General features: G+C 41.2%; 12 protein-coding genes. 5 read left to right on the top strand and 7 right to left on the bottom strand.

Going from position 1 to position 22,928, the window contains the following annotated elements; all coding sequences use genetic code 11:
* Positions 1 to 4: 4 nt before the first annotated feature.
* Both ACNURT_RS14120 and ACNURT_RS14125 read left to right on the top strand, forming a co-directional pair.
* Complete coding sequence (locus tag ACNURT_RS14120) at positions 5 to 2,116, top strand: alpha-L-fucosidase (protein WP_419698217.1); 2,112 nt, start codon at positions 5 to 7, stop codon at positions 2,114 to 2,116.
* Between the two features lie 73 nt (positions 2,117 to 2,189).
* Positions 2,190 to 4,466, top strand: a complete 2,277-nt coding sequence (locus ACNURT_RS14125) for a GH92 family glycosyl hydrolase (RefSeq protein WP_419698218.1) — start codon at positions 2,190 to 2,192, stop codon at positions 4,464 to 4,466.
* A gap of 120 nt (positions 4,467 to 4,586) precedes the next feature.
* Here ACNURT_RS14125 and ACNURT_RS14130 read toward each other — a convergent pair whose 3' ends face one another.
* The 6 genes from ACNURT_RS14130 to ACNURT_RS14155 all read right to left on the bottom strand — a co-directional run bounded on the left by ACNURT_RS14130 (position 4,587) and on the right by ACNURT_RS14155 (position 17,758).
* Complete coding sequence (locus ACNURT_RS14130) at positions 4,587 to 6,134, bottom strand: FG-GAP-like repeat-containing protein (RefSeq protein ID WP_419698219.1); 1,548 nt, start codon at positions 6,132 to 6,134, stop codon at positions 4,587 to 4,589.
* 4 nt (positions 6,135 to 6,138) lie between these two features.
* Positions 6,139 to 7,476, bottom strand: coding sequence for a vanadium-dependent haloperoxidase (locus tag ACNURT_RS14135; RefSeq protein WP_419698220.1), 1,338 nt, complete (start codon positions 7,474 to 7,476; stop codon positions 6,139 to 6,141).
* Positions 7,476 to 10,787 (bottom strand): VCBS repeat-containing protein, encoded by a 3,312-nt coding sequence (locus ACNURT_RS14140; protein ID WP_419698221.1) that lies wholly within the window; start codon positions 10,785 to 10,787, stop codon positions 7,476 to 7,478. Before ACNURT_RS14140 ends, ACNURT_RS14135 begins: the two co-directional genes overlap by 1 nt.
* Positions 10,788 to 10,904: 117 nt before the next feature.
* Positions 10,905 to 12,497: a SusD/RagB family nutrient-binding outer membrane lipoprotein gene (locus tag ACNURT_RS14145; RefSeq protein WP_419698222.1), complete on the bottom strand. Its 1,593-nt coding sequence runs from the start codon at positions 12,495 to 12,497 to the stop codon at positions 10,905 to 10,907.
* A gap of 5 nt (positions 12,498 to 12,502) precedes the next feature.
* Positions 12,503 to 15,697: a SusC/RagA family TonB-linked outer membrane protein gene (locus tag ACNURT_RS14150; protein WP_419698223.1), complete on the bottom strand. Its 3,195-nt coding sequence runs from the start codon at positions 15,695 to 15,697 to the stop codon at positions 12,503 to 12,505.
* A 399-nt stretch (positions 15,698 to 16,096) separates the two neighbouring features.
* Complete coding sequence (locus ACNURT_RS14155; RefSeq protein WP_419698224.1) at positions 16,097 to 17,758, bottom strand: L,D-transpeptidase family protein; 1,662 nt, start codon at positions 17,756 to 17,758, stop codon at positions 16,097 to 16,099.
* 421 nt (positions 17,759 to 18,179) lie between these two features.
* Here ACNURT_RS14155 and ACNURT_RS14160 point away from each other — a divergent pair, with 421 nt between their 5' ends.
* The 3 genes from ACNURT_RS14160 to ACNURT_RS14170 all read left to right on the top strand — a co-directional run bounded on the left by ACNURT_RS14160 (position 18,180) and on the right by ACNURT_RS14170 (position 21,005).
* Positions 18,180 to 18,827 (top strand): redoxin domain-containing protein, encoded by a 648-nt coding sequence (locus ACNURT_RS14160; RefSeq protein ID WP_419698225.1) that lies wholly within the window; start codon positions 18,180 to 18,182, stop codon positions 18,825 to 18,827.
* Between the two features lie 21 nt (positions 18,828 to 18,848).
* Positions 18,849 to 19,466 carry a beta-class carbonic anhydrase gene (locus ACNURT_RS14165; RefSeq protein WP_419698226.1) on the top strand — a complete coding sequence of 206 codons (618 nt, stop codon included), beginning with the start codon at positions 18,849 to 18,851 and terminating at the stop codon, positions 19,464 to 19,466.
* Between the two features lie 90 nt (positions 19,467 to 19,556).
* Positions 19,557 to 21,005 carry a phytoene desaturase family protein gene (locus ACNURT_RS14170; RefSeq protein WP_419698227.1) on the top strand — a complete coding sequence of 483 codons (1,449 nt, stop codon included), beginning with the start codon at positions 19,557 to 19,559 and terminating at the stop codon, positions 21,003 to 21,005.
* 132 nt (positions 21,006 to 21,137) lie between these two features.
* Here ACNURT_RS14170 and ACNURT_RS14175 read toward each other — a convergent pair whose 3' ends face one another.
* Positions 21,138 to 22,688: an alpha-N-arabinofuranosidase gene (locus ACNURT_RS14175; RefSeq protein WP_419698228.1), complete on the bottom strand. Its 1,551-nt coding sequence runs from the start codon at positions 22,686 to 22,688 to the stop codon at positions 21,138 to 21,140.
* Positions 22,689 to 22,928 lie beyond the last annotated feature (240 nt).

Below are 22,928 nucleotides of genomic sequence, written 5' to 3' on the forward strand. Positions count from 1 at the left end.
TGCAATGAAAAAGATTATTCTGTTCGTATTACTATTTGTCGTTAGCGTTCGTAGCTTTAGTCAGGCTCCTCCTAAACCCTTTGGACCTTTGCCAACTCAGGGGCAACTCAACTGGCAGGAAATGGGGATGTATTGTATCATTCACTATGGCCTGGATACTTATACTAACAAAGAGTGGGGCTATGGTGACGAGGATCCTAAATTGCTTAATCCATCACAGTTTAGTGCCATGCAGATAGTTGCCGCAGCCAAAGCCGGCGGATTTAAAGGTGTTGTGGTAGTGGCAAAACACCATGATGGTTTTTGCCTTTGGCCAACCAAAACAACAGAACACAACATATCCAAAAGTCCATACAAGAATGGCAAAGGCGATATACTACAGGAATACCGGGAAGCCTGTGATAAATTGGGTATGAAACTGGGCGTTTACTGCTCTCCCTGGGACAGGAACAACCCCAACTACGGTACACCAGAATATTTAAAAATATACCAGAACCAATTACGGGAACTGTACACGCATTATGGCCCGTTGTTCATCTCCTGGCATGACGGGGCTAACGGCGGCGACGGCTACTATGGCGGCAAACGTGAAATTCGTAAAATTGACCGCTCCACTTACTACGACTGGAAAAATACCTGGGGTATTACCCGCAAGTTACAGCCCAATGCTGTGATATTTGGCGATGTTGGCCCGGATATACGTTGGGTAGGTAATGAAGAAGGCCATGCCGGTGAAACCTGCTGGGCTACTTATACCCCACATGCCCCGGATGAAGGTAAAGAACCAGGCAACGGATATGTTAAAGACTATGAAGGTACAGAAGGCACCCGCGATGGTAAATACTGGATGCCGGCTGAGTGTGATGTATCATTAAGACCAGGATGGTTTTATCACAAAACACAGGATGATGGAGTGAAATCTCCCTATACCTTACTTGATCTGTATTACAAAAGTGTTGGCCGCGGTGCAGCGCTTGACTTGGGCTTATCGCCAGATCAGCGGGGGATTGTTAATGAAATAGATGTAAAATCGCTTACAGAGTTTGGTCAGTTACTAAAGCAAACCTTTGCAACAAATCTGGCAAAAGGAGCAACGCTTACGGCCAGTAATGTACGTGGTAGAAATAAGATTAAATACGGTCCGCAGTTTTTGTTGGATAATGATCGCTATAGCTATTGGGCGACAGATGACAAAGTAACAACACCTCAACTAACTATTGATCTGCATACTCCTAAAATATTTAACGTGATCAGGCTGCGTGAAAACATCAAATTAGGACAGCGCATTGATTCGCTTGCTGTCGACGCCTTTGCCAATGGCAAATGGAAGCAAATAGCTTCGGCAACCAGCATAGGGGGGAACCGGCTTATCCGATTAACGCAAAATATAACAGCAACAAAGTTAAGGTTGCGTATCACGGGTTCACAAGCATCCATAGCTTTAAGTGATTTTGGTATTTATAAAGAACCGGTTCATTTAAGCGCTCCAAAGATCAGCCGTAATAAAAGCGGTGAAATAAGCATTACAACCGAAGCGCCCGTAAACTCTATTCACTATACTTTAAATGGGCAGGAGCCAACTTTAAAGTCTCCATTATATAAGGGACCTTTTAGTATAACTGATGATGCAGTGGTAAAAGCACGCGGTTTTGAAGGAAAAGATCAGCAAAGTGAATCTGCTTTTGTTTCATTAGGCTATGCTAAAACCGACTGGAAAGTCATAGACGCAAGCGCCTCAAGTAATGACAACCAGACAGAAAATGCTATTGACGAAAACAGCCATTCTCTTTACAGTACTTTAAAGCAGGAAAGCGCATCATTCCCTCAGCAGATAAGTGTTGATCTGGGTAGCATTAAAGAAATAAAGGCTTTTGGTTATTTGCCACGCCAGGATAAACAATTTGATGGAATAGTAGACAGCTATGTATTCTATATCAGCAATGATGGCAAGGAATGGCAAAAAGTAGCTTCGGGCGAATTTTCTAACATTAAAGCAAGCCTGATTGAGCAGCCGGTTATTTTAAAACAACCGGTTAAAGCCCGATATTTTAAATTTGAAGCAGCGCACGTAATTGCAGGAAATGGTATTACAGTTGCCGAATTAAGCGTTTATTAATAAACTATTAAGCATTGGGTTTATGTTTGTATCAATTATAAACCTCAATACTATTTCTATATAAAATTATTCGATGAAAAAACAGATCTGTTTGGCCGGGTTGCTGGCATTGTTTAGTTCAAATTCATTTAGTCAGGCGCACAAAACCGCTGTAGTAAATAAACCAGGTAATTTAACCCAATATGTCGATCCTTACATTGGTACGGGATTCCACGGACACGTTTTTGTTGGAGCCAGTGTGCCTTTTGGTGCTGTACAGTTAGGGCCAACCAATATATCCGAGGGCTGGGACTGGTGCTCAGGCTATCATATATCAGATTCAACTATTATCGGTTTTCAGCACACACACTTGAGCGGTACCGGTATAGGCGATTTGGGCGATATTTCCTTTATGCCAACTACAGGCCCCGTCAAAGTAACCAAAGGCAGTGTAAAAGATCTGCAGAGCGGTTACACCTCGTTGTTTAGTCATCAGGATGAGGTGGTAAAACCTGGTTATTATAAAGTTAAGCTAAAACGATATGGCATAGGCGTGGAGCTTACCGCAAGCACACGCGTTGGCATGCATAAATATACTTTTCCCGCTGCAAAAGATGCTCACATAGTGATCGACCTGAAAGAGGGTATTGGCTGGGACAAATCAGTGGAAACCTATATTAAACAAGTTGATAAAAACACCATTGTTGGCTATCGATTTTCAAAAGGCTGGGCTGTTGATCAGCGTATTTATTTTACCGCGGTATTCTCTAAACCCATCAGCAAATTCGAGGTTTATGACAATACAACACTTGCTTCAGGATCCGAGCTGAAAAGCGAGAAGGCTAAAGGTGTAATTAGTTTTGCCACGACCAAAGGAGAGGTTGTTTATGCAAAAGTAGGTGTATCGCCGGTAAGCACAGAAAATGCGATGCTGAACATCAAAGCCGAGATACCAGGTTGGGATTTTAATAAGGTAGTGGTCGATGCAGATAAAGCCTGGAATAACCAACTACAAAAGATTACCATTAAAGCCGATTCATTGTCTCAGCTGAAAAAGTTCTATACTGCTTTTTATCATACCATGATAGCCCCTTCCATATTTAATGATGTGAACGGCGAATACTGGGGAACGGATAAAAAAGTGCATAAAAACCAGGGATTCAATAATGTAACTACATTCTCTTTATGGGATACTTATAGGGCCAATAACCCACTGTCTACCATTATTCATCCTGAGCATACTAATGATATGATCAACTCTATGCTGGCAATTTATCAGCAGCAGGGTAGTTTACCGGTATGGCACTTAATGGCCAATGAAACCAATTGTATGGTGGGATATAGCGCAGTACCGGTTGTGGCAGATGCCCTTTTGAAAGGGTATAAAGGTTTTGATGCTAACCTGGCTTATGAGGCCATGAAAACCACTGCTATGCAGGATGCCCGTGGTATTAAATTTGTAAAGAGCCTGGGTTATATCCCTGCGGACAGTACTGCCGAGTCGGTTTCTATGGGTATGGAATATGCTATTGACGATTGGTGTATTGCGCAGGTTGCCAAAAAGTTGGGGAAACAGGCCGATTACGATTACTTCAGCAAGCGTGGTCAGTATTATAAAAATTATTATGACCCTAAGGCTGGATTTATGCGAGGCCGTTTATCAGAGAATTCATGGCGCACACCGTACAGCCCATTTATATCTATACATGAGCATGGTGATTTTACAGAGGGTAACGGCTGGCAATACACTTTCCTGGTACCACAGGATGTAGAAGGCCTGATCAGTTTGTTAGGTGGCGAGGCTAAGTTCAACACCAAACTCGACTCGCTATTTATCGCAAAGGGCGATATGGGTAAATTTAAATCGCCGGATGTGTCTGGTCTGATCGGTCAGTATGCCCATGGTAATGAACCAAGCCACCCGATGAGTTATTTTTATGATTACTCTGGTCAGCCCTGGAAAACTGCCGAAAAAGTGAGGTACATTCTGGATGATTTTTATACCGATAAACCAGATGGTATTATTGGTAACGAGGATGTGGGCCAGATGTCGGCATGGTATGTATTATCTGCCCTTGGTTTTTATTCAGCCAATCCGGCAAACGGACTGTATGTTTTCGGTAGTCCGGTTATCAATGAGGCCACATTGAAATTACAAGGTAACAAAACGTTCCATATCGTGGTGAAAAACAACGGTCCGCAAAACAAGTATATCAATGCTATGCTGTTAAATGGCAAGGTTTACAACAAAACCTATTTTGCGCACAAGGATATCATGAACGGTGGTGAACTGGTAATTACCATGGGCAACAAACCAGGAACGGTTTGGGGTGTAGGTGATGCAAACAAAGCGGTGTCGGTGCTGAAATAGCAGTCCATTTAGAATTTAAAAAATGTCATTGCGAGAAGGAACGACGAAGCAATCTCGTCGTATGTATAAACGCGAGGAGATTGCCACGCTATCGCTCGCAATGACATATCTTAAATTATACTATTTCTTTGGTTGGTGCAACTGATTATAAAAAATACTCAAACCATACTTAGCCGATTTCCATTTCTGATCAAGATCCGCAGGGGCAGGGCCGGGGCTTTGTGCAAAGTTACCTGTGATGATGTCGAGATCTCCGTCTCCATCAACATCCGCGGTTTCGAGTGTTAACGTTTTTATAGGTACTTCGCGCTTTTGCGTGTATGATTTAAAGCTGAATTTATTCTGATCGATATTCTCCAGGTACACAAATGACTCATCAATCAGTTTGCCAAACTCGGGAAAGAATGCTGTGGCAGCAAAATCAATATCGCCGTCTTTGTCAAAATCCTCAGCCAATACTTTGGTAACGCCATATATCGGATAAAAGAATTTTTCCTGAAATACACCATTTCCCTGATTAATGTTAAGCCGAATGCCGTGGTAAGCTTTAAGAATATTGGAGTAATCGGCATTGTCGCCATGTACGGTTACAATATCAGTGAGACCGTCGTGATTATAATCAACCAAAACCATATCTGTTGTGCCATAGTTTGGTGGAAATCGTAAAATTCGTTTAGCCTTAAATTTTAATTTGTCTTTTTGATAAAAGATCCACACACTTTCATCTCCCTGTGAAAACATAGCTACAATATCCTTTTTGCCATCGCCATCCATGTCCTTGATATAGCATTTAATAGCTCCGGCCAGGGGCATTAATATATCTTCTGTATATTTTCCTGATCTGTTTTTTTTGAACAATGAAAGGGAGCCGGTTTTATTACCAAAATTGCAAACTACGATCTCCGGCACGCCATCATTGTCCAGATCTTCAATTTCGGCATGAACCGGGCGATGTAAAGCTGCTATTAAGGCTGAGCTACTATCCTTCAATTGCGAATAAGATCCTGTACTGAGCTCCGTTGGATATAATTTGCCTATCTCAGTAAAATAAGTATCTCCCTTATAAAAGTTAAAATCAACTACCGGACTGTTGCTATTGGTAGTCCGGGTTACACCTTTGCCATATTGCCAATTATACACCTTTTTATAAAAATCACTTATCCATAAGGTATTGGTTTGAGTATTATATTCCAATCCCGTAATTAATGATGGTACCTTTTCGGATATTGGTATATCCTGACGTTCGAATTGTTTTAAAGGACTGTTGCGTGTTAACCTTTTTTCATCCAATGATACGCTATCAGGAGCGATGCTGAGTATGTAATTTACAATCTTACCATACTCTTCATTGGTCAGGGTGGGTTCATCGGGAATGATATGGTTCTTTTTTACAATCTCTCGTTCTTCATCGCTTAATCCCCGTAAGGGATCGTAATTAGGGTAGATGATACCCATGCGGCTGGCCATAGTAGGCAATACATGGTTTTGCCAGATCTCTTTTGTTAAACTGGCCGGATCGGGCTCCATGTGGCAGGTGGTACAATACCGGGTGAAAAGCAGTTTGCCGTCATCGTTTTTTAGCGGCACCGTTTTGATGGTAAATGAATTAAGGCAAATAAGAGCGGTCAAAACAAAAAAACCGCTTAAAATAAATGTTCTTATATTCATGTGATTAGTTTTGCCTGCTGATCTTAGCTGTCTTTAACTTTTCAATCACTTTGGCCGCTACCAACCTACCCTGTTTGTTACCAAAAACTATGGCGTCTTTAAAATGTATCCCTCCGTAAAAACGGGATATGGAGGCTTCTTCCGCTGCTTCATAAAAAGATTTAAAACTGCGTGGCCCAACACCATACGGAATTTCGGAATCATCAGTATAAGCAAATTTATCACCCAACAGATACGTTAAAACCCCAGCCGATGCGTTGGAAAGCACTGCGTGACCACTTGGATACTCCGGAAATGGAGGGGTTTGCAAATATGGTGTCCAGGTAATATCAATATACTTGTTGATATAGGTTTCCGGGCGGATCCCATTACTTCTGTATTTCTCATCCCAGCAACTGATAAAAGCATCCATTAACGTTATGGCCTCAAGTGTATATACCGTAACCGATCTGTCAAAACTTAAATTTGATTTTTTACACACAATACCTGCTATATTCATCCAGTGCCCTCCAGGACTAATTTTTTTAAATCCGATCATCATATGACCGGATGTAGTTACGGCAAATGGGTTACAATCCCAAAAATTGGCGATAGCAACCTGCTCCATCGGTGGGTTTTTAGAAATCTTGTAAACATCATAAGCCTGTTTGTAAAATTCACTTGTACTATCAGTACTGAAAGGTGTTGGTCGTACCGGTACAAACTCGTTAGAGGAGTCGATAAGCATAGGCCTGATGATCTTCCAGTTGGGCTCAACGGCTTCCATGTAGGTTGGAGGGGTGGGATACCAGTTTTTGCCACCTTTTATCGGGGTATATCTTAGCTTACCGCTTAATTTGTTGTAATTGTCGCCTTTGGCGTATTTGAGCACTTTAGCAGTCATTTCAGTTGCTGCCGCTATCGACTGTTTGATGATATCATCATCTATCTTATTAACTTTTAGTGAGGCAATGTATTTGTCCTCATCATCCTGCAGCATAAAACCCGAGGGGAGCATTTGTTTACCAGTTTCGAGTATACAGTATATAGCTGCTATCTGATAATTGTACTTGCCTTTTTCAATGCTGATCTGATTATCATCCTTATAGCTTTTTACAAGATCAGCAAGCGGAACAATCTCTTTGTTGTTTAATGCGGTTAAATTGTAGGCTCCCAGCATAGCATAAGTATAATAACGGGATGCCGCAGGTGGATTTACTACATCATGTATCATTACTGCCGATAGGGCCTTGATGGTTTTATCCAATTGCAAATAATCGGGTAATGGCTTTTTGTTTTTTTGCGCATAGCCTGGTAGGGTGTTGCACAGGATGAGTAAAACAAGGGATATATTCCTGATCATTAGTTTTCTTTATAAAATTGTAATGGTTGGCCGGATACACCTATCAATATATATTTTGAGCCATTTATTTTTGTTTCTACCGTCGATTTTACATCTCCTGTAACTGATAATCCTGAGGATAACTGGCTTTGGTACTTAAAATCACCTTTACCATCGCCGGTTAGTAGGCATCCATAGTTAGCATCAAAATTGCCCAGTTTTAAACGGTTGTCAGAATGATTACCCAGCAACAGGAGATCAACTTTACCATCGTGGTTAAAGTCCGCAGTAATTATTTGAGTTATCATCGAAAACTGTGTCTCGATTGGTAAAGGGACTTTTACAAATTTGCCATTCGTGCTCAGAAAGCAGCTAGTTTGCATATCGTTAGCAGTAAGTTTTGCAGCCTTTGCAAGTTCATCCTGGCTGAAAATATCCTTCATGGTAGCATCACAATAGGCTTTGTAGGAGCTAAACTTTTTGCGCATGGGATATATCTGCTCGTTCAACTCATCGCGGCTCACAAATGGATAACTTATCCCCTGAATATAAAAGTTAAAGAAAGGGTCGATAGAACCGTTACCATCGAAGTCGGCATAGTACATTTCGGCTGGTTCGGTGGTTGTGGTATGTATTTGTGTATTTGTGCCCAGGTTACCGGCAATAATATCGGGTTTACCGTCACCGTTGATATCTGCTATGGCTATGGTGTTCCAGAAGCCATTTTCCTGCTGATCAAAGTATTTGGCGGTTTCATCTACGAAACCATTGGCGGTATTAGTATAAATTAGGATGGGCATAAACTCGCCGCAAATGATCAGGTCTTTACGGCCGTCGCCATTTAAATCGACCCATTGAGCGTCTTTTACCATGCCGCAGGCTGCAAATGGTACATCGGTAATCGTAAAGTGGCCATCGCCGGCATTGGTTAATAAATAGCTTTTGGGGGTTACCGGGTATTGACCGGGGATGATATTGGCGCCCACAAACAGATCCACCTTACCATCATTGTTATAATCACATGCCCGGACGCACGATTTGCTGCCGGCATTAAGTTGAGGCAAGGAAGTGGTGGAAAGTACAAAATTACCTTTGCCATCATTAAAATACAGTTTATCCTGCAAATCGGGAGTATTAGGCTCTAATAAAGAGTAACCGCCTTTAGCTACATACAGATCAAGAAAACCGTCGCCATTGGCATCAAAAAATACAGCAGCGGAGGTGTTTTCATGGTTTAAATCTGATACTTCGGTAACCATAAAAGTCCCGCCGGGTTTTTGTATATAAATTTTACCTGGTGTATTCTGATCGCCACCGATAAACAGATCTTCCAACCCATCTTTATTTACGTCAGCCTTAGCTATAACCGGGCCTGTTTTAGAGCTCATAAAAAGCATCAATAGCTGACGTTTAAAATCGTTTATGGTGGTTTCGGTATGTTTATAATCAATAATTGGTTTGGTAAGACTTAAAAGGGTTTTGCCTTTTTTATCTGCTGGTTTATAAGCAGCTAAACCAGCTTTATAGGTGATATTTAAACGTTGGTTGACTTTTATATCCGTTAAGAGCTGCGTAGTTTGATCGGGCCATATTACCCGGACAGAATCAACCTTAGTTTGGTCGCCCAGACCGAAGTTTAATACGGTTGACACACATGATAAGTAACCCCTGTTGGGATTAACCTCCTGGTATTGGGTTTGTTTGTTGTTGTAAACATAAACCTTGGCGCCTATAGCATTTACATTAGGCCCGTTTTGTTTCAGCTTAACAGCCACATAATTCTTTTTGGAAGTTTCCATGGTCATGTTCTGATAGATGGAAGCTTCGCTGTTGATGTTGTTGGTGATCAAGTCAAGATCACCGTCATTATCCAGATCGGCATAAACGGAACCGCTTGATATGCCTGATTTGGTAATACCCCAGTCCTGCTTTTTTTCGGTAAAAGTGAGGTCATGATTGTTTTGGAAAATATAGTTTGACAGGGTAGTGGAGGGCATAGCTTTAACCAGGTCCATTAATAAATAAGGTTCCCGGTCCATAGCCTTTTTAAGCTTATAATCGCCCCAATACCGCAAAAAATCCTTGTTGGTATAATCCCTGAAATAGCCGTTAGATATAAAAATATCTTTATACCCATCGTTGTCAAAATCGGCTATGAGTGGGCACCAACTCCAGTCGGTATTGGATATACCGGCCAACTGACCGATCTCGCTGAAAGTGCCGTCGCCATTATTTAACTGCAGCATGTTGCGCATATATTGATTATACAGATCCTGTTGCAACATCAATTCAAACGATTCATAATTTTCCTGCAGCTGCAAAAGCTTTTGGCGCCGGTTATCAGGGGGTAACATATCCAGAGTCATGATGTCGGGGAAACCATCGTTATTTATATCTGCAATATCCACGCCCATGGAAAACTGGGAAAGATGCCTTAACGCTTGTTTGCTTTTATCGGTAAAAGTACCGTCCCCGTTATTGATGTACATATAATCGGGCTCATTGTAGTCGTTGGTTACATAAATATCCTGTAACCCATCCTTATTGATATCGGACACAGCTACACCCAGGCCAAAAGTAAGTGGGTTTTGTATGATACCGGCTTTTTTTGAAACATCGACAAAGTGGCTTCCCTGATTTTCAAAAAGTCTGTTGCTGGCCAATTCGTCGGTTTCTTTTTTATTTTGAGCAAACTCCAGGTTACTTATCTTTTTCACATTGTGGTTAAGCAGGAACATATCAAGCTTTCCATCGTTATTATAATCAAAAAATACCGCCTGGGTACTGTATCCGGGATCGTCCAAGCCATATTCTTTGGCCTGTTCAACAAATTTATTATTGCCTTTATTGATGAATAATTGATTTCGGCGTTTGCTGTTATCACCAAGGCCCGAGTAACATACATAAATATCCAGCAGACCATCACCGTTCACATCGGCCATGGTAACGCCGGTTTTCCAGTCTCCTGCCCGGCCGCCCAATCCGGTGCCGGCATCTTTGGTAATATCTTTAAATTTTAAATTGCCGAGGTTAAGATAAAGCTTATTAGCGCCAAGGTTACTGGTGAAAAAGAGATCTTCAAGACCATCGTTATTGATGTCTCCAACAGCTATACCGCCGCCATTATATAAATACTCGTAGGATAAAACATTTAAATGCTCGTCCTCAACCAGGTCGTTTCTGAAAGTAACACTGGTTTGTTCGGAAGGTAATAACTTAAATAACGTTTGCTGGGCGAACGAGTTACTACCGATAAGGCATAGTGCTGCGCTAATTGTAATTAAAGGCCTGACGCTTTTTTTAAGAGCGGATAAATTAAAGACAGACATCATATTTATTAAAATAAGATCAGTTAGGCAGACTGCATTTCTAAAAATAACATTTATAAAGCGTATTAAACAAACAAGGAGACAATTAATGTCTCCCTGTTTGTTTTGAGAAAAGTGGGTTTATTTATCCCACCATACTTTAGCTGTGAAGGTATCGCCACCAGTAAGCCTGGCAACAGCGGCTGCATAATTAGCAGCGTTTGTTGATGGTAAGCCCAGCGGATAAGGAATTCTTCTTGGAATTGTTGATACGGCAAACTGGTTTGGATAGGTTACCGGAGTTAATACTGGGTATCCGGATCTTCTCCAGTTAGCCCAGGTTTCATTAAAGTTAAATGTTGCTGATGTTTCAACAAAGTACTCCATATTGATCTGCTGCAACGCGGTAGCTGGAACCAACGGATGAGCAGCAACATAGGTGGTTATGCTGGTAGCAGGAACTGATGTTGTACCAAACTGACCCAACGTTTGCATATCTGCGGTAAGCGCGTTTGCATAATGCGTAGCCGCGGTACCGGTATTCCAGCCTCTTGTAGCTGCTTCAGCAAATAAAAGTTCGCTTTCACCGTAAGTCATCAGGAAATTATAACGGTTACGATCGTCATAAACTGCAAACTGAGGGCGGGAGTATTTACCAACTGGAGCGGCGGCGTCATTGGTAACCGAAGGGTCGGCAGGGCTTGTGCCAGGATAACCGGGCGCGTGTGAGATATCAGTAGAACCACCTTTAAGGTCATAACCATTTGGCATGCCTACCTGCAGGCTTGCTGTGTTAATACCGGCTACCTGATTTTCATTGGCTTTTTTTCCGGTACCGGTTGATATTTCGGCTATGGCGCTAATGCGTGGATCATTAGTTAATTTCATGTAATCGATCAAGGTTTTTGACCACCTTACTTCTCTGAAATCATCGGTTACCAATAACGCGGCGGCATCGCTGTTCCCATTATTATTGCTATTGTCAGCTTTTACTTTGGCATTATCATCTATAGAAGCCATTGCACCTCCGGCGTATGCTTTCTCGGCATATTTCTGGGCGGTTACCGCATCAACCTTGGTTAAACGCATGGCGGCCCTCAGCATTAATGAATAACCTAATTTTTTCCATTTGGAAATATCACCTGCATAAAAAAGATCGGCTGGGATTTTATCTTTCGATGCATCCAAGGCAGCAGTTGCTGTCTCCAGCTGACTAAGCATAGAGGTATAAATACTTTGTTGAGTATCAAAAACAGGTGTAAATACACCGGCTTTTGCTTGCCCTTCCTGTGAAAAAGGGATGTCGCCATAAGCATCAGTAATACGCTGCAATATCAACATTCTCAAAATAGTGCCGCAGTTATCCAGGTTAGTGTAACTTGCATTGCCCTTGATCATGATCTTCATTTCATCAACTAAAGTAGAAGCTCCATAGCTGGTGTTCCAGGTCCTTGCATAATAATCGCGTCCACTGCCGGCGTAAATATATTTATCGCCATTGCCATAGTAATCATAAGTAGAAGCCAGTGATTGCGACCACATGCTTTGATACAGTAACTGGTCATACCCGCTATTTGAAAATTTAATTTGCGCTTGTGACATCAAATAAGGGGCAGTAGCTAAAGTAGGTTCCACTTTAGTGGGGTCTGTATTTACCTGATCAAAGTTTTTAGTACAACCCGCTACAAAGGTGGCACCTACGAGCAGGCAACTATATATAAGTCGTTTTTTCATCTTTGTTATTTTTTAAATTTAAAGTTAACATTTAACCCATATGTTCTGACAGCAGGTACACTTGTGCCTTCAATACCCGCGTAATTTATACCGGGAGCAAAGTTTGATTCAGGATCAATGTTGTCTGTATGTTTCATGATTGTCCAAAGGTTTCTGGCTACCAGTGAAACAGTGATAGAGTTGAATGGCGTAGTGCCTAACACATTTTTAGGGATGCTATATCCAAATGTAACCTGACGCAGTTTAATAAAGCTACCATCTAAAACATTGAGCGCAGAAACGTTACGCGCCAAAGTTTGATAGTAAGTTTCGGCAGGTACGCTAACGGTATTTTTTGCACCGCTTTCGGTTACACCCACACCAATTACACCAGTTTCACGACCATCAAGAGTCATTTTGTTTAAACCACGGAAAATACTGTAGTAATTAGTTCCCGATAACACTTTGTTACCAAAGCGGTAATCAACCAGGAAACCCAGGTTAAAGTTCTTGTAGCTAAAATCGTTATTTAAACCACCATAAAATTTAGGTGTTACACTACCCATAGGTATACGATCTGTGATTTCAGCATTACCTGTGGCATCAAATATGATATTACCGCTGGCATCACGTTTATAGTCGTTAGCCATAATTTGCGGTCCTGGCAAACCCTTAACAAAAGCAGTGGTTGCATTTAACGGGCGGTAAGTACCTAAAGTTAATGTTCTGCCTTGGTCATCAGTTTCCAAGATCTTGTTTTTGATATAAGTAAAGTTAAAAGAAGATGTCCAGCTAAAGTTTGTTGTTTTTACAGGTGTACCATGTAACTCAACCTCAATACCTTTATTACCTACAGATCCGGTTGGAACATAGGAGTTGGTATAGCCAGTTGATTGATCAAGAGTGATTTTTATTATCTCATGGTTGGTTTTTCTGTCAAAATAAGCCAGATCCAATCCTAAACGGTCGTTTAGGAACTTTAGCTCAGTACCAATTTCAAACTCATTTAAAGTATATGGTTTCAAGTCGAGGTTGGCAAGCTGGTTTCCAATAGTAACGGCATTAACACCATTAATGGGATTGCCAACGCGATAGTAAACTTTGTTTGCATAGGGTGGTGCACTACCACTTGTTTTTGCATATGAAACACGAAGTTTTCCAAAGTCAAGGCCATTAATGTGGGTAAGATCAGAGAAGATAAAACTTGCTGACACCGATGGGGTGAATATTCCCGGTCCTACAGATTTTGCTATACTGCTATAATAATCGTAACGTCCGGTTGTGCTTAAAACCAAAAAGCTTTTTATGGCAAAATCAGCTGTATAATACGCGGAGTTAACCTGTTGCCTTTTTGGATCGTCGTCTGGGGTATCAGAATCTGATCCAATAGTTCCCGCCGGTTTTACCTGGCCGTTTGACAGATCATAAAAATAAGGGAAAATAAGATTATTGGCATTTATATAAGTACCATCATAATTGTTTTTACGGATATTGCCACCCACAGACATGTCCAGATTCAGCCAATCTTTGATTAGGTCGTGCTTAACGCCCAGCAATACATCCGCATTAAATTCAGTTGTTTGCGTTGCCTGTGTTTTCAGATTACCGTTACTGCTCAGATATGCCGTTCCGGTAGGTTCTATATTCAGGCGTGAGTCGTGAATATTGTCATAACCTACACGACCTTGTACATATGCCCAAGGTGTTAAGCTGTATTTGGCAGATATTGATGATATTAATCGCTCTCTTTTTGTATTTGATGCAAAGTTATAAGCTGCAAAATAAGGATTAGTTACGTACACATCATTGGTAAATGATTGTTCGGCTCCGCCTGGTTTTGTACCTGGTGCTAAAATACTTTGAGCCTCATTCGGCGCTAAAAATTGTACGTTGTTAGGGTTACCCGGACCATCACTTAAACCAGAGCGGTTTTTTTCATTGTCTAAAATGTAATTGGCAACCAAGTTAATATCCAGGTTTTTCATTACAGTTTGGGAACCGTTAAAGTTAAAGGTTTTCCTGTCCAATCCGCTATTTGGGGTAATCGCATGATTATTCATGTCTGACATTGACAAGCGGAAAGCACCGGTTTCATTCCCACCTGTTAAAGAAACAGTATTGGTGAATGTGTTACCCGTTTTGTAAAACTTAGTATAATCGTCACTGGTTTTTGAATAGGCATAGCTTTTACCATCAAACTGAATTACTTGTGAGCCATCCAGTTTTGCACCCCAAGCCAGGTTACCTGAACTTAGCGCATCGGCGGCATTGTTCGGTTTAACACCATTTTCGCCCTGGCCATATACGGTTTGGAAATCGGTATTATCATAAACCCTATCCATTTGGTAATTGGCATTGTATTCTACACCGAAACCCGAATTCTTTTTACCTGATTTGGTCGTGATCAAAATAACACCGCCTGTAGCACGGGTACCGTATAATGCAGATGCTGATTGGCCCTTCAATACCGTCATAGTTTCGATATCATCCGGGTTGATGTTGGCAATACCATCACCATAATCCGCACCGCCCCATTCGCCCGATTGGCCTCTTTGGGTATTGTCCATAGGTACGCCATTGATAACGAATAATGGCCCTTGCGTTGTACTGGTACTGGTTACACCCCGTAATAATATACGTGCCGATGAACCTGCGCCGCCATTAGTACCACTGATACTTAAACCAGCTACACGGCCCTCTAATGAATAGGCTACGTTTGACTCTTTTGCTTTATCAAGCAAATCGCCTTTAACGGTTGTAAGCGCGTATCCAAGTTTTTTCTGCTCCTTTTTTATACCCAAAGCCGTTACTACAACCTCGTTAAGATTGGTATTAGCCGCCAACGTAATAGATAATGAAGTTCTGTTACCTACTGTTATTTCCTGAGTGGTAAAGCCAATGTAGCTAACTACCAATACGGTTTTGCTATCGCCTTCAATACTAAAATTACCATTCACATCGGTTTGCGTACCTGTGGTTGTACCCTTTATCCTGATGCTCACGCCAATAAGGGGGGCGCCTTTGTCGTCAACTACTTTACCGCTGATCTTTGCGATATTGGTTTTGATATTAAAGTTTAAGCTATTGGTTAATTTAGGGCTTGCATGTACTGCTGTTTGCGTGTTTATGAGAACTATACCGGCAAGGGCTAATTTACATAAGGGCAAAGATTTGGATATCCATGGCCTATGTACACCCGTTGGGTGTTTGAAAAATTTCATATTTTACTGAATTTAAAGGGAGTTAATACTAAAGTGCTTTATGGCACCTGCATTTATAATCATTCAAAAATCATTCTGTGGAGCAGCAATTTCCCGCCGGGTAATTGTGCTTTGGGTAGGGTTAGTAAGCATTTTTTACATAGGCCTAATCTTTTCGGGTTTTAATAATCAATGTTGGTGTTAAATTTACACTTAATAGTTCCTGAATAGGGTCAGGTACATCAAGTAGTTTAGAGAGGGACAATTAAATTTTAACTATTGCCTACAAACCCATGAAAAATATTTTGTTTTTTTAATTAGCCAGTATTATAAATCTTAGAAAGATATAATGACAGATTTTATTGTCAAAATGACAAATAAAAGGGAGACCCCCGTTTTAGCTATATCCAGCTATTGTTTTTAATAGCTGCCTTTGCCTGATATGATCATCGATGCCAATGCCTCATCCCGGTTATATATATCCTTACGAAAGTTAAGTTTGTTGTTACGATCGGTAAAAGCTGTGAAATAAGCTATAAACACCGGCGTTTTATGTTTAAGGGTTATTTGCTGTTCCTTACCCAAGTGCATAGCTTTATTGATACGCTGAACAGTCCAGGTGGTGTCGTATTTTAATAAAAAAGAAGCCAGCTTCGCTGGTTCACCAACACGGATGCAGCCATGACTGAACGCTCTTGACGATTCCCCAAATAATGATTTTGATGGTGTGTCATGTAAATAAATGCTGTAGCTGTTGGGAAAAAGGAACTTAACCAACCCAAGAGAGTTTGCAGGTCCGGGCTTTTGTTTGATCACCGGTAAACCATTCTCTTTCCCGGTAATGATCATGTTGTGCTCATTAACATAATTGCGATTCTTTTTCATCTCTGGCAACACCTCGTTACGGATAATGCTTTCGGGTAAATTCCAGTACGGACTAAAAACAACGTACTGCATTTGGCCATAAAATATCACCGTTTGATGTACTTTTTGCCCCACAACTACATTGCAACTCCATAACAAACTATCGGCATGATAAACGTGGAGTTTAAACTCTGGTATGTTTACGGCCAGGTAATCGGTATTAAGGCTTACGGGCAGCCACCGACAACGCTCCATATTAACCATAATCTGCCGCATCCTGGTTTTCAGCGAGACGTTTAGCTCTGCTATCGTACCAGCACCGGCTATACCATCGGCAGTAAGGCCATGCCTCAGTTGAAATTGTTTAAAGGCATCTTTCAATTCATCGTCGTAAACATTGCTTGTGGTGTCTCCTTTAAAATCTTCCAGTTTGTAAAGTCGCTTTTTGATTTGGGATATTACCAGGGTAGAGTCTCCGGGTTTTAACTTTTTACCAGGAATAATAGGCTGCCATTTATCAATTGTATCCAGGTGACGATATTTAGCCAGGTAGTTTTTTAAAAGATCATACTGGCGATAAACAGGTTCAGATAAAATACTTCCAGATTTGCCGGTTTTTTTCAGCAAACTATCCAGGTAATCATTGTATGATACTTTTTTACGTGGCAGGTACCAGTTAACAGCACGGGTTACCGAATCGCTCATGCCTTGAAAAGCCAATTTTGAAAAAACAAAATACTGCGCGGTGAGCATCAGTTCGGTGGTGATATTTGTTTTGGCTTTAGCTTGATTAGTTTTTGGATGTGCATCAAATACCAGCGAATCCAACGACTTTGGATAGGGGATGGCTTTGTATATACCTTCGTTTTGTAAATTGTTTAGCCTGTCGACCAGGTTACCCGCTTGTTCTATTAAGGTATTATTTACGTACCAGGCATAAGCAAACTTACGCTTGCTGTAAAACAGGTTAATATCTTTGGCATACGGATCAAAAGCAGGGTGTTTTTTTAAGAAGATACTTATTTGTGTGCTGTCAAAAACGGCCTTGGTTTGATCGCTGAAACTACCGGGAATGGTTTTATTCCATTCTTTTACGATCTTCTTTTTTACAGAATCTGCCTTTGATACCCGGTTTTTTGGATTTTGCCTGCAACTAAACAGAACAGAAATACCAGTGATTACCAATAGAATATATTGTTTTATATGCCTGTTTAGCATTGTTTTACTTTTTGACTGAAAGATAGAAAACAAAAGAGAAAAAAATAATTTATAAAATATATACTAATTATATAGACATTGTAGTATATTTGAACTTCAGAACATTCAAAATCATGTCGGGCAGTAAATTTACCTTTAATACACACTCCTCTTTGCATCGTATCGATAGCAAAACTGTCATGTGTTGCTGTTGTTGAAGCGCGCATTTTTGCCTGCCTCCACTTATTCTATTCTCCTATTTTACTGATCTCATTATTTAACATACATTTTATGAACGCTTATCTGGTAAATCAATTAAACAAGCCCGCAATCCTCCGGCTATTGGTTGATTACCCCGTAGTTTACGGGTTGTGCAGTTGTTGATGCCGAGCTATCGCCGCGCAATCAAATACAATTCGTTTAATCTTTCATTCTGTTTAAAATGTTAACTACAAATAATAATACCAAATATCCATTTTTTGATCTTTCAGAGATCGTTGCTGATGCCGATCTTCCTTTTAAACCATACAAGCCTCTGAAACCGGTTAAAGCCGGTAACTATGTGCCGGATCTTAAATTATACAGTACCTACAGTAGGTGGCAGCAGTTTTTCAATGGCGCCGAAGTACATGGCCCTGTTTCATTAAGACATCTTTTAAACAAGCCCTTAGTGATCGCTTTTTATTCCCATCACTGGCGCGATCAGGGTTTTACATTGTTAAAGCAACTTAACCATATTCATAACGAAATAAAGGCCAGTGGCGGAAACCTGTTGATCATAAGCGATGAACGTACCGAAGATCTGGAAAAGAAAGCCTGGGAACATAGCTTTACCCTTAATTTTTATTACGATGAGGAAAAAGAACTGGCACAGGCTTTCAGAATATTTTCAGATGAAGACCCGGCTTGGAACAGATTTTCGGGGATAGATGTAAATGCGCCGCTTTTGGCCACTTATATTGTCGACTCCTCAAAACAAGTTATTTATAGTCATATCGATTTTGACTTCCTGGGTACATTCTCGGCAGATGATATTATTGCTTCGGTTTATGAATCAGCATTGATCAATCACAGCAGAAAATCTGCCTGATCATATTAAATAGTAAAAGCTATGTCAAACGTGATTGATCCATTGCAAAAAATCAAGTCAAAAGTTCATCAGCAGGTACTTTCGGCTAACCAGGAATATGTAAAGCACTTTGGCAACAAAGGTGAGTTAACCATACCACCGGCTCGTCAGTTTGCCATTTTAACCTGTATGGACGCCCGGCTTGATCCGGCTCAGTATGCGGTTTTAGCCGAAGGTGACGCGCATGTAATTCGTAATGCAGGTGGCAGGGCCAGTGATGATGCCATTCGTTCATTAGTAATATCGCACAAGCTTTTAGGTACCAAAGAATGGTTTGTCATTCATCATACCGATTGTGGTATGGCTTTGTTTACCGATGATATTATCCGCGATCTGCTGGCCAAAAGCCTGAAAACTGCCACTGTTGATGAACACGGCTGGCGCAATACCGAAGAAAGCGGCGGATCAAATGAAGCGCGGCATATTGCCTTCCTGACCTTTAAAAGCCTGGAGGCAAGTGTTATAGAAGATGTTCAGCGCATCAGATATCATCCCCTGGTGGCAGGGAACATACCTATATATGGCTATATTTATGATGTACGTTCCGGCAAACTGATCGAGGTACCAGAGCCAACCCATGCCGGTGAGGTTTTAAATTGACCACTAAATACGACCAGATTTTTAAATTCATTGGGGTATCAACCTGTTTATTTAAATATCTTAGTATGTTTTTAAACATCTGCCGTATACATGAAGCTTGAAAAACGCGACTATGATGCCGTAATTGTTGGCTCTGGGCCTAATGGTTTGGCAGCTGCTATATTATTACAACAAAACGGCTTGTCGGTATTATTGCTTGAAGGCAAAAAGGAAATAGGGGGAGGTCTTCGTTCTGCCGAACTTACTTTGCCCGGTTACCTGCATGATATCTGCTCGGCTATCCATCCAATGGCAGCAGCTTCACCGTTTTTTGAAACATTGCCACTGGAACAATACGGACTTGAATATATTTATCCCGAAATAGCGGCCGCGCATCCATTTGATGATGGTACGGCCGCTATATTGACCAAATCAATTGAACAAACCGCAAGCTTATTAGGCGATGATGAGCAAGCTTATCTCAAGCTCATCAATCCTGTTGTAAAAAACTGGCCGCTCATCGCTTCGGATGCTTTAGGTCCGCTGCATTTTCCCAAACATCCTTTAGCCATGGCCCAATTTGGTCTCGATGGTTTAACATCTGCAATTTTTCTGGAGAAACGGTTTAAAACACAAGCCGCAAAGGGCCTATTTGCCGGCATGGCTGCGCATGCTATACAACCTTTAAGTAATTTAGCTACTTCGGCCATTGGGTTGGTGCTGATGGCGCAGGGACATTTAAAAGGCTGGCCTGTACCCAAAGGGGGATCAAAGCAAATAGCGAATGCCTTAACTTCGTATTTTATTTCGATAGGAGGTAAAATAGAAACTGACCGCTATATTGAATCATTAAGTCAACTTCCATCTGCTCATGCGGTATTGTTTGATATTACGCCGAGGCAACTCTTGAAAATAGCCGGGAATCAGTTTTCGTCCCTATACAAGTGGCAGTTGGAACGCTACCGCTATGGAATGGGCGTATTTAAGATAGATTGGGCCCTGGATGCTCCGATACCTTTTAAAGCGGAACCGGTTAAACAGGCGGGTACTGTACACATTGGTAATACCTTTGAAGAAATAGCCGATGGCGAACAACGGATCTGGAAAGGTGAGCATCCTGAAAAACCTTTTGTATTACTGGCGCAGCAAAGCCAATTTGATGCTTCGCGTGCGCCTGTGGGTAAACATACTGCCTGGGCTTATTGTCATGTGCCCAACGGTTCTGCAAAAGATATGACTGCTATTATTGAGCAACAGGTTGAGCGTTTCGCCCCAGGTTTTAGGGATACCATATTGGCCAAACATACTTTCAATACTGCAGAGATGGAGGAATATAACCCCAATTATATTGGTGGAGATATCAACGGTGGAGTTATAGATATCGGGCAACTGTTTACAAGGCCCGCGTTGCGTTGGTCGCCTTATAAAACATCAGCTAAAGGGCTTTACATATGCTCATCATCTACACCTCCGGGCGGCGGGGTACATGGCATGTGCGGTTATCATGCCGCTAAAAAAGCGCTGAGTGATATTTGGGGGATAAAATTAAAGGCTGTTTGATAATCATCAAACAGCCTTTAATTTTATGTCATTGCGAGCGATAGCGTGGCAATCGCATGCTATACAGAGTTAACTTGCATAGTTCGCGATTGCTTCGTCGTTCCTTCTCACAATGACATATTTTGTAGGATTTTAATTCAATTCCAAAGTCACTATTGATTTGGCAGGTAGTGTAACCACCAGTTTGTCACCATCTTTTTTAGCACCGGTAAAATTGCTCAGATGTATTTTGTTAGGATCAGCAAAGGTGTTGATATTGGTTACATTGGCCGAAGTTAAGATCTGGCCGCTTACTGCCGACCATTTGATATCCTGAAGACCGGTTGTAATGGTTATAGCGTGATGAATATCCAGGTTAACCAGCGAAATATGTACTTTGCCGGCAGCATCCTGTGATGCTGACGCATTTACAGCCGTTATCTTTTTGCCGTCTACCTCGTAATCAGGCACATCTAATTTTATAGGCAGGTATTTTGCATCCTGGTGAACTTTATACATATCAAATACATGATAGGTAGGGGTAAGCACTATTTTTTCTTTGTCGGTTAAAATAAGCGATTGTAAAACGTTAATGGTTTGTGCCAACGCGGCCATCTTAACACGATCGCTGTGGTTATTGAAAATATTTAGCGTAGTGCCTGCTATCAGCGCATCGCGAAGGCTGTTTTGCTGAAACAGAAAACCAGGATTTGTGCCGGGTTCAGCATCCGTCCAAACACCCCATTCGTCAACTATTAAAGCCACCTTTTTCTCAGGATCGTATTTATCCATAATGGCCGAATGTTTGGTTACCAGCTCTTCCATTTTAATACAATTAACCATCGTGTTGAAGTACTCACTTTCGCTGAATGATGTTGCGGAACCTTTTTTACCCCAGTTGCCTGTTGGAATAGTATAATAATGAAGAGACAGGCCGTACATCATGTGTTGCGGGATGTTTTTCATACATACTTCTGTCCACCTGTAATCATCGGCATTAGGACCGCTGGCAATTTTTTTAAGTCTCGCACCCGGATAATCCTTTGCAAAAGAAGCATAACGCTTAAACTGATCAACATAAAACTCAGGAGTCATGTTTCCGCCGCAACCCCAGCTCTCGTTACCAACGCCCCAAAAAGTAACCTTATAGGGTTCCGGATGGCCATTTTTCGCCCTTTCTTTTACTACAGTGCTGGTACTATTGGAGTTTAAGTATTCTATCCATTTTGACATTTCTTCAACCGTACCGCTGCCCACATTGCCTGCTACATAAGGTTCGCATTTTAATAAACTGCAAAGCTCCAGAAATTCATGCGTGCCAAAGCTGTTGTCTTCGGTTGTGCCACCCCAGTTGGTATTCACCATACGTGGGCGTTGCGCCGTTGGGCCTATACCATCGCGCCAGTGGTATTCGTCGGCAAAGCAACCACCCGGCCAGCGCAGGTTTGGGATCTTTATTTTTTTCAAAGCTTCAACCACATCAAGTCTGATACGATCCTGTTTTTTTACCGGGAGATCTTTATCCACCCAAAAACCGCCGTATATCCCATGACCAAGGTGCTCTGCAAATTGTCCGTAGATGTTTTTATCAATGGTGGTTTTTGAATTGGTACTAATTGTAAGGGTGCCGGTTTGGCCAAAAGAAGTAGCCGAACCAAGGCAAAGTAACCAGGTAAATAAATGGGTAAGTGTTTTCTTTTTCATTGAATGGAGGTTTTGATATTGGAATTGTAAAGAAAAGAAAAAATATTAATAAGTGTTAAAACAACAACAATTAATTTAATAAAAATTATATTCGGTTAATTGGTTTTATTTTGTGTTGACAGGAGACTATATACCTGTTAGACCACGGGGAAAGGGTTAATCAAGATTTATATAATTGTAAAGGACAATAAATCCAATTAAAATCAATAATGACACGATTAATGCCAATTTTGGATGGCC

Origin of the sequence: Mucilaginibacter sp. NFX135, assembly GCF_048565145.1 — a bacterium.
In the GTDB taxonomy this organism is placed as follows: domain Bacteria; phylum Bacteroidota; class Bacteroidia; order Sphingobacteriales; family Sphingobacteriaceae; genus Mucilaginibacter.